The sequence below is a fragment of the Bacillus sp. FSL M8-0063 genome (assembly GCF_038005545.1).
Taxonomy (GTDB): domain Bacteria; phylum Bacillota; class Bacilli; order Bacillales; family Bacillaceae_G; genus Bacillus_A; species Bacillus_A wiedmannii.
Genome location: NZ_JBBOTJ010000001.1, coordinates 3003893 through 3018187, shown reverse-complemented (window position 1 = coordinate 3018187; position 14295 = coordinate 3003893). Strand labels below are relative to the sequence as shown.

The window sequence follows — 14295 nt, the reverse complement described above, 5'->3', positions numbered from 1 at the left end:
AATCAAGATGATTAATGAGTTAAGAAGCGGCATTTTTGAAATTTATTTAATAAGTTAAATGAAAAATTTCATTATTTAACTTATTACGTCATATTAGCAGGGGATACTAATGGAAAATCGTGTACCTTGACCTAATTTACTCTCTATTTCTATATCACCGTTTAATTCTTTAATAATACTATAGGCAATCATAGTACCAAGCCCAGTTCCTTTTTCTGTTGTTGAATAGAATGGTAAAGCAATCCGCTTTATTTGTTGAGAGGACATTCCAACCCCTGAATCAATAATATCGATTATAATATTACCTTTAATTTTCTGTATATTTATTTGTAATACTCCACCATTTATCATGGCCTCAATTCCGTTTTGTATGATGTTGTTTAGACAGATCCTGAATTTTTCGGGGTCTCCATTTATATAAAAGGAATTTGTACTATTTTGTATTATTTCAACTTTGTATGATAGAGCGAGTGGTGAAAAAGTGTCTTTCACTTGATTTAAAATATGATTAATATCTATTTTCTCTTTTAGGGTGTTCTGTGGTTTTGTTAAAGATAAATAGTTATTAATAGTAGATTGTATATGTTGCATTTCAATTAACATGATTTCCAAGTACTGATCCTGAGGTAGCTTAGAGGCATGTTTTTCATTTAACAATTGAGTGAATCCATGTACTGTGGTTAGTGGATTGTGGATTTCGTGTGCAATGGACGCGGCTAGTTCGCTAGCTATATAAAATTTTTCAGCCCGTTGCAGCTTTTCTTTCATTTTATATTTCTCGATCATTCCCTCTATTAAATACACTGATAATAATACTGTAAATATATTAATGATTATATAATTTAATAAAAATTCTATGAGAGTAGAGTCAATTTTACCACCTGTATTTATTTGAGTTACAATACCGCAGATAGAAAGTGAAGTTGTACATAATAAAATAAGAAGCAAGCTTAATAATATCTTTTTTTCTTTAACATACATTGGTAATAAGTAACGAAAGAGCATTGTTATAACAGAAATAATAGTAAAGATAATAAATGATGGAAGAACTCCATTTCCGCCTAAGAAAAATCGATAAGAAAGATATAAAATTCCTATAAAAACAATGTTTTTTGTATTTCCATATAGAAAAACTAATATGATAGGAATAAAACGTAAATCATAAATAAATCCAGCATGTAGATGAAAAGGAAAAGTCATGCAAAAAATAATAGCAATGGAGGAAAGGATAGAAATCAATATATTATTACATGTTATTTTTTCTTTAAATTCTAGCCAAAATACGTGGTAGCTAAGGATACAAATTATTATTATAAAGGTATTTAATAAAAGAGTAGATATTCCCATAGTTTTGCATCTCCGATAGTTTGTATATTGGATTATGTATGAGTTAAACTTAGATGTTTAGTATCAGTAGACTTTCTATCTAAAAAAGGAAGGGCACTTGAAAAAGTACTATTATATTAATCGTATTAGAATTGATAAGGAAGTTAGGAAAAATAATAGATAAAAAATCTACTTAGATATTTATACATATGAAACTAGAAATTAACTTTTGTATAGGTAAAACTGGGATTGAGTTACTAATAAAATAATGGTTTTTTAAGTATGGATATTCTGTGAAAAAATATATCTTGTGAATCATATTTTGTAGCCTACGTTATATTAACATGGAATATATCAAATTATAAAGTGGAAATTTCAAAATTTTTCATTAGTATATTTTATCTAAAATGGAAATGCTATTTATTTGAGTGCTTTGGTACTTAATTGTATGAATTCTTGTTAAAAAGGACTTTGAAATTTGCATGTTCTTTTTTAATATCATAATACTGTAGCTTTATCAATGTGAGTTTTTCAATAACTATTAAGGTGTAAAGTTAAAATATATAGGTTTAAAGATATGAATTATTACATAAAAACGCACTTGAAAAAGAAGGTATGATGGTAATAGATTACAAACATCAAGGGGGAACTTAAAATGAAGTTAAATAAACTAGTGCTTAGTTGTGGAGTAATTTCAGCATTAACACTTGGTGTGTTAGGAAATAATACTTATGCTGAAGAAATACACAAAACGAATGATAAAATTCATATAGTCGAACATGTTCCTGTAGACTTATTATTAAATCAAACAATGGATTATAGTGGAGAGGCTGTAACTTCTTTTGTATATAATGGGAGTGAAAATTTAAGCTTCTTTATGAAAAATAATGGCCAAAATACAATGGGATATAGTGTGAAAGGTCCAAATATGGAGCTAATTGTTGGTGGTTATATAAAACCTGGAGAACAAAAAAATAATGTTACAAATGTACGGAATGCTTTATCTCCATTACCAATTGGAACGTATAAAATTTACGTTTCAAATGATGATGGTTCTAAGGGACAATTCCAAGTTGCAGTAAAATCTATAAATTAAATTTAAAAAGCCTTGTTTATAAGTTAATTTAGTTTTTACTTACTAGAAAGTAACTATATTAAATCGAGAATTACACATGAAAATAAAAACGAGCACCTTATGTAATTACGAGAAGGTGCTCGCTTTTTACTATTAAACAGAAGGGAATTGTTTTCAACAATTTATAAATACATTTTGATATTTTTATAGCTAATTTACTAGTTTGTGTAAAAAAGAGGATGTCGGTTGTAAGTAATCTTAAAATAAAAATAACTCAGTATTCAGCTGAATTACATAGGAAGCTAGAAAAATCCCCTTATATAAGTGGTTTTTTCTAGTTTTAGGCTATACATTTAAAATTAGGCTAAGTTAAAGTAATAAGCATTTTATTTGTTTTGATTATTTGGTTCTGGATAATGATTGTAGTACGAAATTCTAATAAATTCTTGGTATACATTTGTTAATTTAACAGCTCTAAGGGCATCATTGAATTTTTGCATACGGACACTACCTTGAGCATAGCCTCCACCAGGAACATAAGGATTTCTAGCTTCAAAGTCATCCATAAAGGCTTTTAATTTTTTATAGTCCTGAGATTGATAAAAAGCAGCTGCTTCTTCGGGAGTGACATCAAAGTAAGAAGATGATGTTGAGTTATAAGAAGCTGCTTGAGCAGTAGGTGTTTCTAGCATAGTTACAGCCCCACCCAACATAGTAAGCGCCATAGAAGATACAATAAATTTTTTAAACATAATAAAACCTCCACGTAGAGTATTTGGATTAATAGCATTACTGTAATCATTATAGTTACAATAAAAATGGTATCAAATGCAATGTTGCATAATTTATTATTTGAACGAGAAGTCTCCCTTATCTCTACATGAAGGAGCGTAATAGGGGATTAATAGATTAAAAGAGGTTTACATATCATTGGGGTTAACAAGATAATGAAATAAAAAGGATATTTTAATTGAGGAAAGTTAAAAAGCCCTGTAATTAAAGAAAAGGGTCTTTTAAAAAGGAATGACAGCTACCATCTGGAGGTACCATTATAGGGGATTTAGCTACGTTTATTGGTGTTGAGAAATACATAATATATGCTGTATAAGATGAAATGAAGAAACATTTCATCTGAATTTTACAATGTGAGAAAGAAAAATCAGAATTTAAATTTGTACTTAAACTAGGGAGAAAAGTATTACTTTTTATGTAACAAAGAATGTTACGTCTCATTTAAAATCATATAATAGACTATAAAATAATCCTTTTAAAACAAAATATAGTTTGGCTAAAAATTAGAGGGCATCAATTCATTGGAACAGTAAAAGCTGTTTATTGGATTGGTGTCTTTTTTTGTTTAAGAACGAGAATACATTTTCTCAACAGGACAAATGGTAAATATCTATAACTACTACTTATAAGGATAATTGGAAAATAGAAATTAATAATAAAGGGGAATGCGAAATGAAAACATTAATATCTAATAGAGATCTAGCTAAAATCCGAGAGGAAGATGTATATGTATTAAAGGTAATGGCACATCCCGTTCGATTAAAAATTGTAAATGAATTAATGCACCATAAACTGTGTAATGTGACACAGTTGACAGAAATATTAGGAATCCCACAATCCACTGTTTCACAGCATCTATCAAAATTAAGGGGAACTGTGCTCCGTGTACAAAGACGAGGATTAGAGATGCATTATTATATTGATAATGTTAAGGCTCGCCAGATTGTAGGAATTCTAGGTTTGTAGCTTCATAATTCTTAAAAAGAGCACTTTTCAAAAGTGCCCTTTTTAAGAGGGACATTAGGAATTGAAAGAGGCATCAATGATAATTTAGAAGGAGTGTGCTTAAATCAATCTGTTCTTAAAATAAAAGATAATTATTTACATTATTTAATAATTACTTGATATATTATTAATCTGGTTACCTTACAAAAATGTAAGGTTGTTTTAATTGACACTCGTATATATAAGTAACTATACTAGTTACACAATGTTGGTGAATAAATGTAATAGTGTCAATCTATAAGTGTATGTCGAAGGATTCTTTTCGGAATGATAATTCTATACTAGATTCTTTATCTTATAATATAGTGATGATGCCAACTTAATCTATACTTTATTCGAATTCATATTATTTAAAGATTAACTATAATACACATAATTTACCAACTTGTAATAATTTTTTAGAGGTGCTAAATTTTGAAGAACAAATTAATTGCTACAGGAATTCTTGCTGGAAGTTTACTATCTTATTCTACTAGTATTTTTGCAGATACTCACAAATTCCCAGATGTTCCTGCATGGGCTGACAAATCCGTTAATTATTTAGTTGATAAACAAGTATTGAGTGGTTATCCAGATGGAACTTTTGGTTCAAGTGATACACTAGATAGAGCTTCTGCAGCAACCATTATGACAAGGGCTCTTGGTATAAACATTGATTTAAATGCAAAACCATCTTTTAAAGATTCACAAAACCACTGGGGAACCCCTTATATCGCCGCAGCTGAAAAGGCAGGAATCATTAAAGGTGAAGGAAATGGAATATTTAATCCTTCTGGAAAAGTTACTCGTGCTGCTATGGCTACTATGCTAGTGAATGCATATAAACTACAAAATAAAAACACTAGCAATGGACAAAGTAAATTTGAAGATTTAAAGGGACATTGGGGTGAAAGGTTCGCAAATACTTTAATTGATTTAAAAATTTCAGTTGGTACAGATAATGGTTGGCAACCAAATAGGTTCATAACACGCGCTGAAGCTGCACAACTAACCGCAAAAACAGATATGCTTCAATATAGTCAAAGTAATCCTTTAGAAAATAAGACAATAATTATTGATCCCGGACATGGTGGCGCAGATCCTGGAAAAGACACAAAGGGATTACCTGAAAGTAAGATTGTACTTGACACTTCTTTACGTCTACAACAATTGCTTGAAAAACATACACCATTTACAGTTTTACTAACTCGTGAATCTGATACTAGACCTGGACATGATCAAAAAAGCTCTTTACAGGAACGTGTTAAATTTGCTAAACAAAATCAGGGGGATATCTTTATAAGTGTTCATGCAAATGCTTATAATGGTAATGCAAAAGGGACAGAAACATACTACTATAAATCTTCTAAATCTGAAAAAACAAATCCTCATGTGGAAGAAAGTCGTGTTTTAGCTGAAAAAATTCAAACTCGATTAGTAGATGCTCTTCAAACACGTGATAGAGGCGTTAAACATGGAGATCTTCATGTTATAAGAGAAAATGAAATGCCAGCTGTGTTAACGGAACTTGCTTTTATAGATAATGGTATCGATTATAGTAAGTTATCTACAGAAAACGGAAGGCAGGTCGCAGCAGAAGCTATTTATGAGGGTATTTTAGATTATTATGAATGGAAAGGGAATAATGTATCTGAATATAGGTTGCAATAAGTAAATGAAAATATAGTAATTCTCGAAATAAAGAATTCTATAATTTTTTTGCACTTTTTTAAACAACAATTTTAAATACATATTTAAAATTGTTGTTTAAATCGTTATTATGTGTTTTAATAATATTGATAATAGTTATCAGTAAAAAAAGAGATGGAAATTAGAAAAACAAGTGTTGATAGTTATTGTCATAAAGATTAATAAATTTCTACATTGTAAAGTTATGAACCTATCTCTAGTATTGAGAGCTAAAAATAATATGTTTATACCTTTTAAATGTTTAAGAAGGAGTGGATGTCTGTATGAAAAAAGCAAAGGGAATAGTTAAAAGTGTTGCGGTAGCGTCCGTTATTATGTCTGGATCACTTGGTGTACAAGCAACATCTGCATTTGCAGATTCTAAAGGAACTGTAGAAAATCTTCAAAATGGTGGAAAAGTCTATAATAGTTTTAAAACTACTTATGACATAAAGCAGAATATCAAAAATTCAATAAAGGTTTCTTTTATTGAGGATCCTTATGCAGATAAAAAAATCGCAATTGTTACAACAGATGGTAGTAATATAGATGCTAAATATACAATTAATGGCGGATACTATAACGCAGGTTTAAAATGGCCATCAGCATATCATACTGAAGCAGAAATAACAAGTGTTGATAGCGCTCAATTTCATAAAGCTGCCCCAGTTAATACAATGACTTCAGCAAAGGTTACTTCTGAAGTAGGGTATACACTTGGTGGAAGTGTTAAAGTTGGGGTAAATGATAAAGGGCCAAATGCCGATGCAAGTATTACAGGTAGCTTCGCTTGGAAAGAAAGTGTATCTTATGATCAAGTAGACTATAAAACGGTATTAGAGACTCACACAGATAAAAAATTAAATTGGAAAGTAGGATTCCAATCGTTTAATTTCCCAGAGTGGGGAATTTATAATCGTGATACATTTAATACTTTCTATGGTAATCAACTATTTATGAAATCACGTAGTTATAATGAAGGAACGAATAATTTTGTTTCAAAAGATACAGTACCAGCTTTAACAGGATACGGTTTTTCTCCTAATGTAGTAGCAGTTATTACTGCTGATAAAACAGAATCTACATCTGATTTAAAAATAACAAATCGTAGAATTTCAGATCAGTACAATATCGAATGGGTAAGTTCAAAATGGTGGGGAACAAATAATAAAGATACATATAATGAGTTCTTTACAAACAACTATAAATTAGACTGGAAAAACCATCAAGTTACTCTTGATAACCATAAAGCCCTTGAAGAACAAATGAGTAGTATCAACAATGTGAATAACCAACTTAACAAAGGAAAAGGGAAATTATCTTTTTCAATGAATGGAAATCAACTCAAAGCGACATCTAGCAATGCTGGTTATGGTATCAGTTACCAAGATAGAAATTGGGGTATCTTTGTAAATGGTGAAAAGGTCTACACGTTTAATGAAAAAACAACTGTAGGTAATATCTCAAATGACATTAACAAATTAAACATCAAAGGACCTTATATTGAGATTAAACAAATCTAATCAGTAAATGAGGTACAATTGATGGAGAATTATTTCATCAAGATATGAGTATAAAGGTTTTTAAAAGTTTGTATAATGTAATGAAAGGATCCAATTTTATCTGTAAAAATAGATAAACTCGGGTCCTTATTATTTTTTTTGTTCATTTTTATACTCAATTAGAAAAGAGCATGAAGTATTTGAAAGCTATTCATGCTACACAGGGGGATATTGTTTTTAAGTATGGTGTTTATTTTTATTTCATTTTTAAAAGAATTCTTTGTATGGTGACATAGGGTAGGAGAGATTCAGGAGATGTTTCTTTTTGAGGTGTACGTTGTGTGGGGAATTGTTTAAAGTAATCAAGACTTCATCGGTTGTTAAGTTACTACTTTAAATATATAATTAAATTTCATTAAAAAGATACTCTATTCAAAGTCCTTATTGGATTTTTGAAGTGAAATATATATTATTTGAGGTGTGTGAAATGGGGAAATCTCGAGAGCAGACGATGGAAAATATTTTGAAGGCTGCTAAGAAAAAATTTGGAGAGCGTGGTTACGAAGGTACAAGCATACAAGAAATTGCAAAAGAAGCGAAAGTAAATGTTGCTATGGCTTCATACTATTTTAATGGGAAAGAAAACCTGTATTATGAAGTGTTTAAGAAATATGGCCTTGCTAATGAGTTACCTAATTTTCTTGAGAAGAATCAATTTAATCCTATCAATGCTCTTAAAGAATATTTAACAGTCTTTGCTACACATATAAAAGAAAATCCTGAAATTGGAGCATTGGCATATGAGGAGATTATTAAGGAAAGTGCAAGATTAGAAAAGATTAAACCATATTTCATAGGTAATTTTGAACAGTTAAAAGAAATATTACAGGAGGGCGAAAAACAAGGAGTTTTTCATTTATTCTCTATAAATCATACGATACATTGGATCACTTCAATTGTTTTATTTCCAAAGTTCAAAAAGTTCATTGATTCTTTAGGACCAAATGAAACGAATGATATGAATCATGAATGGATGCCAGAAGACTTAGTGAACAGGATTATTTCCGCTTTAACAGATAAGCCTAATATATAAATTACTCATTGTTTATGAATCTTAATTTTCCTATTAAAAAGCCTAATTCCTCAATGTATTGTAGAGAAATTAGGCTTTTTTCGACACTTCATTCTTAAGTTATTTTATTATTTATCGTTTATTACATTTGAAATGACTTTTAATGTGTATAAGCACGTGATAAGTAATTTAAATAAACAAAGGCCCTGTAAAAAGTCCAGGGCCGGATACAGGGTTAAGGGAACGCATAGTTTCTTAGTAACATATTAGCATAAACTTTTCATTTAACTACATAAGAGTTTTGACAACTTTAAGAACAAGATAGAGGATTTTTAAGAATAAATACAGTACTGAAAATTAGAGTTGTGATTTAAATTAGTGTGGTTATAACGTTAAAAAATAGATGAGTATTTTAATTATAATAACTTTTAGGAATGTATATGTAAGAAATGTTTTTTGATTAGATTGAAAGAGAAATCTGATAATTTATTATATGTTATACCCGAATAATTTTAAATCTTCTCCTGATTCTGAAATTATCTTTTCAAACTGCAATCCTACTTTTTCTAAAAGCTTTCCTGAATTGATGTTATCAATAGTAGTAATTGCTACAATTCGTTTCAGACCAAGCTTTTGTACACCGTAGTCTATTACAGCAGAAGCTGATTCAAAGCCATACCCCTTTGAACGGAATTTCTCTAAAAAGGCAAAGCCGATATCAACATCTTCTAATGAATCTCTTTTTATAAGCCCGCACATACCAAGTGGAGTGAGATCTTCTTTTCGTTCTACTAAGTAAAGACCAAAGCCCATTTTATTATACATATCAACGGGTCCGTTTAAGATGTATTTTTTTGCATCTTCTAAGTTTTTAATCCTTTTATCACCAATAAACTGAATCCATGCAGGATCGTTTACTAATTCAAGAATAAATGGAGCGTCTTTTATATCGAACCAGCGAATAACGAGTCGTTCAGTTTCAAGAACTATCAATCCATTGCACCACCTTTAATAGTTATAACAATTAGTATGGGTTGCGAAATACAAAAGTGCAACATATTTTCATCATGCTCTACTTGTTCACATAAAGTTCGTTTGTTTTGTATAAAGGGATATTTTATAATTAGAATTGATTGTAAAGAGTGAGATACTTATACAATGACTCCTAGGTAACTAGGAGTTTTTACTATATAACTATCATTATTACTAAATATGACACACTACACATTCTACTCAAGGAGGTACATAATGAAAAAATTATATAATGCATCTTTTACGTATTTGATTATCGGCTTATTATCAGGGATTTTCGCTAGGGAGTATGGAAAGTATAAGGAGATTGTAGGATCTACTTTGTTAAATCTTTTGCATACACATACACTTGTACTCGGCTTTTTCTTCTTTTTAATTGCTTTAGGATTAGCAAAAGTATTCGCGTTTCATGAAGCGAAAAGTTTTAATAAGTGGTTTGTTTTACATAATATTGCATTAACTTTAATGTTAGGTTCATTAGCAGCGAGAGGGCTACTTCAGCTAAATGGAGCGGACTTTAAAGGGTTAACTTATATTGTAGGGTTTTCCCATTCGTTAATGGCAGTGACTTTAGTTTGGTTTATGTTGTTAATAAAGAAGTCATTTAAAATGTAGTTTTATAGAAAAGAACTTGCAATATTTATTGCAAGTTCTTTTTGTTTATTCGACAGTAAGAAACGAATTTCATATGTATAAAACTTGAATTATTTAATTTTTCGGATTATTATGTATAAAATAGTTAACATATTTTGTAATTCAAATTTATAGGAAGTAGGCGAGTATACGATGGAAATAACGGTAGAGCGTTTAGTAAATGAATTAAAGGGTGTACTTCCCGAAGATCGAGTAGTTGTAAATAAGACAGTAAGAGAGTTACATAGTAAAGATGAATCTTATCATACTAGTAGTTTACCTGATGTAGTAGTTTTTCCGAAAACGACTGAAGAGGTTAGTAGGATAATGAAAGTAGCGAGTGAGCATGGAAAACCTGTCGTTCCTTTTGGGGTAGGTTCTAGTTTAGAGGGACATGTTATTCCATATGAAAAAGGAATTACAATGGACTTTTCGCTTATGAATAAAATACTCGAAATAAGAGAGAAAGATTTCCTTGTAAGAGTACAGCCGGGAGTGACTCGCTCTCAGCTTAATAAAGAATTGAAAAAGTATGGATTGTTTTTTAGTGTAGACCCAGGAGCAGACGCAACGTTAGGTGGAATGGCTGCTACAAATGCAAGCGGAACGACAGCAGTTAAGTATGGGGTAATGCGTGATCAAGTTCGTGATTTAGAAGTCGTTCTTGCTGATGGGGAAGTAATACATACTGGAAATTTAGCAGCGAAGTCATCATCAGGTTACCATTTAAATGGTGTTTTCGTAGGGTCAGAAGGTACGCTTGGATGCTTTACAGAGTTAACGTTAAAAGTATACGGCATACCAGAACATGTTATGGCTGCGAGAGCATCGTTTCCAACTATAAATGATGCAGTAGAAGCTGTTATTAATATATTACAAGCGGGTATTCCAATTGCGAGAATTGAACTTGTAGATGAATTATCTATGAAACAAGTAAATCATTATAATGAAACAAGTTACAGAGAAGAGCCTACGCTGTTTTTAGAGTTTCACGGTAATGAAGCAGGGCTAAAGCAAGATATAGAATTTACGAAGGAAATTGTTTTTGATCATAAATGTAAAGAAGTTGCTTTTGAAACGGAAACTGCGGCGAGAAATAAATTATGGGATGCACGGCATAATCTAGCATATTCTTACGTTCATAGCTATCCTGGTAAGAAGCTTATGAGTACAGACGTATGTGTACCAATTTCAGAATTAGCTGGTGCAATCCAACATGCGAAAGAGACATTAGATAAAGTAGGTCTTGTCGGTGGTATTCTTGGTCATGTAGGAGACGGGAATTTCCACGTGCTCTTAATGATTGATCCGAACGATAAAGAAGAAGTGGAAAAGGGCGACGAAATAAATGAAAGTATCGTTTTATATGCTCTTAAACGAGGTGGAACGTGTACGGGAGAACATGGCGTTGGGATTGGAAAACGGAAGTATCAAGAAGTGGAACATGGGGCGGCATTACTCGTAATGGAAAAAATAAAGAAAGCTCTTGACCCGCAAAATATTTTGAATCCGAATAAAGTTTTTCAGTTGAAGGATAGGGGATGATTGGGTGAAAGTACTAGAAGCGATAAGTACTATAGCTGGAAAGTATTTTGCATTTTGGGTTATTTGTATTGCAGCTATTGCATATTTCATTCCTGGACCATTTCTCGGGTTAACTAGTTACATAACAATTTTACTTGGCGTTGTTATGTTTGGGATGGGATTAACATTAAAGGCTGTTGACTTTAAAATCATTGCTACAAAACCATTGCCAGTTATTATCGGTGTATGTGCTCAGTTTATTATTATGCCACTTGTCGCATACGTACTAGCCTACGTTATGAATCTGCCAGCCGAATTAGCAGCTGGATTAGTGTTACTCGGTTCAGTACCGGGTGGCACTGCATCAAATGTTATGGTTTATTTAGCAAAAGGGAACTTAGCGTTGTCTATTGCAATGACGTCATTATCAACGTTACTAGCACCAATTGCTACACCTCTTATTTTATTATTACTTGCAGGACAATGGATGCCAGTGAATGCTATGTCTATGTTTCTTTCTATAGTACAAGTCATTATCCTACCTATTATTTTAGGATTAGTAGTGAAGAAGTTTTTCCCTACAACTGTTACGAAAGGAATGACTGTTATTCCTTTCATATCAGTTGTAGCAATTATCATTATAGTTTCTGCAGTTGTTTCAGCGAATGTAAGTAGCATTATTTCTTCAGGCCTGCTTATCTTTATTGCAGTGATGCTTCATAATGCATTTGGTTTTTTACTCGGATATATAACAGCGTTCGTACTTGGACTAGACGAAGGAACAAGAAGGGCTATTTCAATAGAAGTAGGAATGCAAAATTCAGGCTTAGGTGTTGCGCTGGCAACAGCACATTTTGGACCAGCAGCTGCACTTCCGAGTGTATTAGCGGCAGTATGGCATAACATTGCAGGACCGATTTTAGCAACCATTTGGTCAAAAAATGCAAAGAGAAATTTTAGTGATGAAAATTTATCAATAAATATAGAAAAATAGGAATGATAAAAAATGCAAAAACGTATTGTACATTTTGAAGGACTAGCTGTTTTATTAGCCACAATTTATACGTATTCGATATATGAATTTAGTTGGATTATATTTTTGGTATTCCTTTTAGCACCGGATGTATTCATGTTAGCGTATGGGATAAATAATCATGTAGGTGCTAAAATTTATAATATTTTTCACACATATATTATATCGACATTAATTGTTATGATAGGTTTCTTCTTTAAGATAGACACAGTTATTATGATAGGATTAATATGGACAGCACATATTGGGATGGATCGAATGTTTGGATATGGATTGAAATATGAGAAGGGTTTTAAAGATACTCATATTCAAAGGTTATAAATTGTTTTTGGGAGAGAGATACATTGAAACAGAGAATAACTATCGAAGAATATAACATCCTATGGGAAAGTGAATTTTATAAACTACAATCGCTCATTAATAATGTAATAAAAGAACTTGTTTTGTCCATTGAACATGTTGGGAGTACATCTGTTAAAGGACTTGCAGCAAAACCAATATTAGATATTGATATAGTAATAGAAGAGTACGAAATTTTTCCTGAAGTAGTAAAAGGGCTTGAAACGATAGGGTATTACCATCAAGCAGACTGGAGCTTCGAAGGAAGAGAGGTATTTGGCAGAAAGGGCGCTTTCGTTCCATGGAACGGGGAAAGTACAGTTTGGATGGAACATCATTTGTATGTGTGTGACAAAAATAGCGAAGAGTTAAGAAGACATATAGCGTTTCGGGATTATCTTCGTGAACATGCCGATGTTGCTGTTGAATATGGATGTTTAAAGAAAGAGTTAGCAAGAGAATCAAAAAATCGATCCAGTTATAGTGAAGGTAAGACGGCATTTATTACAAGTATACTGGAGGAAATAAACTAAGGTCGCATTGAGTACATGCGGCCTATTCTTTTTAAATTGAAAGCTGCCATTGTAAAACAAATACAAACTGGCCCTGTTGAATGCTACGAGACTTAAATATAATGAGAAATAAAAGACCGGAAAAGAGGGAGCTTATGTACATACCAAAATATTTTGCAATACAAGATGAAGAGATGAATTACGAAATAATGGAACAAAATAGCTTTGCGACATTATTTTCTCAACATAACGGGGAACCGTATGCAACGCACTTACCGTTGTTATTAAATAGGGAGACTCTAACTTTACATGGCCATTTCGCACGTCCGAATGAACAGTGGAAAGATAGTGGAAATCAACAAGTACTCGCTATATTCCAAGGGCCACACAGTTACATATCGCCGTCGTGGTATGAAACAAACAAAGCTGTACCAACGTGGAACTATGTTGCAGTACATGTATATGGAGAGTTAGAAGTTGTTGAGGATGAACAGGAATTAATAGATTCTCTTCAAGATTTAGTACATAAATATGAAAATCCACAGAGTACCTACTCGCTAAATGAGGTAGATTCGAATTATATGGCAGGATTAAGTAAAGGTATAGTGGGCTTTAAAATAAAGATAAATAAAATAGAAGGAAAAGCGAAGTTAAGTCAAAATCATTCTGTAGAGAGACGGAATTTAGTTGTGGAGGAACTTGAGAAAGTTGGTAGTGAGGGGAGTAGGGGGATTGCGGAGTTGATGAGAAAATAAAGTTTACTTGAAAGGGAAACATTCTAA

14 protein-coding genes are annotated in these 14295 nt (G+C 31.7%); 11 read left to right on the top strand and 3 right to left on the bottom strand.

The features are described 5' to 3' along the window. Positions 1-93: 93 nt before the first annotated feature. Positions 94-1347, bottom strand: a complete 1254-nt coding sequence (locus tag MKX31_RS15215) for a sensor histidine kinase (RefSeq protein ID WP_103655085.1) — start codon at positions 1345-1347, stop codon at positions 94-96. Positions 1348-1981: 634 nt separating this feature from the next. On the opposite strand from MKX31_RS15215, the gene MKX31_RS15210 reads away from it, so the two are divergent. Continuing rightward, positions 1982-2422 (top strand): hypothetical protein, encoded by a 441-nt coding sequence (locus tag MKX31_RS15210; RefSeq protein WP_064476925.1) that lies wholly within the window; start codon positions 1982-1984, stop codon positions 2420-2422. A gap of 365 nt (positions 2423-2787) precedes the next feature. Here the strand turns inward: MKX31_RS15210 and MKX31_RS15205 are convergent, their stop codons facing one another. Continuing rightward, positions 2788-3153: a hypothetical protein gene (locus tag MKX31_RS15205; protein WP_064476924.1), complete on the bottom strand. Its 366-nt coding sequence runs from the start codon at positions 3151-3153 to the stop codon at positions 2788-2790. 712 nt (positions 3154-3865) lie between these two features. On the opposite strand from MKX31_RS15205, the gene MKX31_RS15200 reads away from it, so the two are divergent. The 4 genes from MKX31_RS15200 (at position 3866) to hlyIIR (ending at position 8461) form a co-directional block, all read left to right on the top strand. After that, on the top strand, positions 3866-4159 hold the full coding sequence (locus tag MKX31_RS15200) for an ArsR/SmtB family transcription factor (RefSeq protein ID WP_064476923.1): 294 nt from the start codon (positions 3866-3868) through the stop codon (positions 4157-4159). Positions 4160-4612: 453 nt separating this feature from the next. Next, positions 4613-5848 (top strand): N-acetylmuramoyl-L-alanine amidase, encoded by a 1236-nt coding sequence (locus MKX31_RS15195; protein ID WP_064476922.1) that lies wholly within the window; start codon positions 4613-4615, stop codon positions 5846-5848. Positions 5849-6150: 302 nt separating this feature from the next. Beyond that, positions 6151-7389, top strand: coding sequence for a hemolysin II HlyII (gene hlyII, locus MKX31_RS15190; RefSeq protein WP_340981080.1), 1239 nt, complete (start codon positions 6151-6153; stop codon positions 7387-7389). A gap of 466 nt (positions 7390-7855) precedes the next feature. Further along, positions 7856-8461, top strand: a complete 606-nt coding sequence (hlyIIR, locus tag MKX31_RS15185) for a hemolysin II regulator HlyIIR (RefSeq protein ID WP_222655202.1) — start codon at positions 7856-7858, stop codon at positions 8459-8461. A 468-nt stretch (positions 8462-8929) separates the two neighbouring features. Here the strand turns inward: hlyIIR and MKX31_RS15180 are convergent, their stop codons facing one another. Further along, entirely contained in the window at positions 8930-9433 is a 504-nt protein-coding gene (locus MKX31_RS15180; protein WP_064476919.1) for a GNAT family N-acetyltransferase, read from the bottom strand. Positions 9434-9688: 255 nt separating this feature from the next. Between MKX31_RS15180 and MKX31_RS15175 the strand changes: the two genes are divergently transcribed. The 6 genes from MKX31_RS15175 to MKX31_RS15150 all read left to right on the top strand — a co-directional run bounded on the left by MKX31_RS15175 (position 9689) and on the right by MKX31_RS15150 (position 14268). Continuing rightward, a complete protein-coding gene (locus tag MKX31_RS15175) occupies positions 9689-10087 on the top strand; it encodes a DUF2871 family protein (protein WP_340981074.1) in 399 nt (132 codons plus the stop codon). Between the two features lie 171 nt (positions 10088-10258). Further along, positions 10259-11650, top strand: coding sequence for an FAD-binding oxidoreductase (locus tag MKX31_RS15170; RefSeq protein WP_340981072.1), 1392 nt, complete (start codon positions 10259-10261; stop codon positions 11648-11650). 4 nt (positions 11651-11654) lie between these two features. After that, positions 11655-12623, top strand: a complete 969-nt coding sequence (locus MKX31_RS15165) for a bile acid:sodium symporter family protein (RefSeq protein ID WP_149173493.1) — start codon at positions 11655-11657, stop codon at positions 12621-12623. Between the two features lie 12 nt (positions 12624-12635). Further along, on the top strand, positions 12636-12983 hold the full coding sequence (locus MKX31_RS15160; protein WP_064476916.1) for a DUF4260 domain-containing protein: 348 nt from the start codon (positions 12636-12638) through the stop codon (positions 12981-12983). Between the two features lie 23 nt (positions 12984-13006). Next, positions 13007-13534 (top strand): GrpB family protein, encoded by a 528-nt coding sequence (locus tag MKX31_RS15155; RefSeq protein ID WP_340981069.1) that lies wholly within the window; start codon positions 13007-13009, stop codon positions 13532-13534. Between the two features lie 134 nt (positions 13535-13668). Next, the gene (locus tag MKX31_RS15150) at positions 13669-14268 is read left to right on the top strand and encodes an FMN-binding negative transcriptional regulator (RefSeq protein ID WP_340981067.1); all 600 of its coding nucleotides are present in this window, start codon (positions 13669-13671) and stop codon (positions 14266-14268) included. Positions 14269-14295 lie beyond the last annotated feature (27 nt).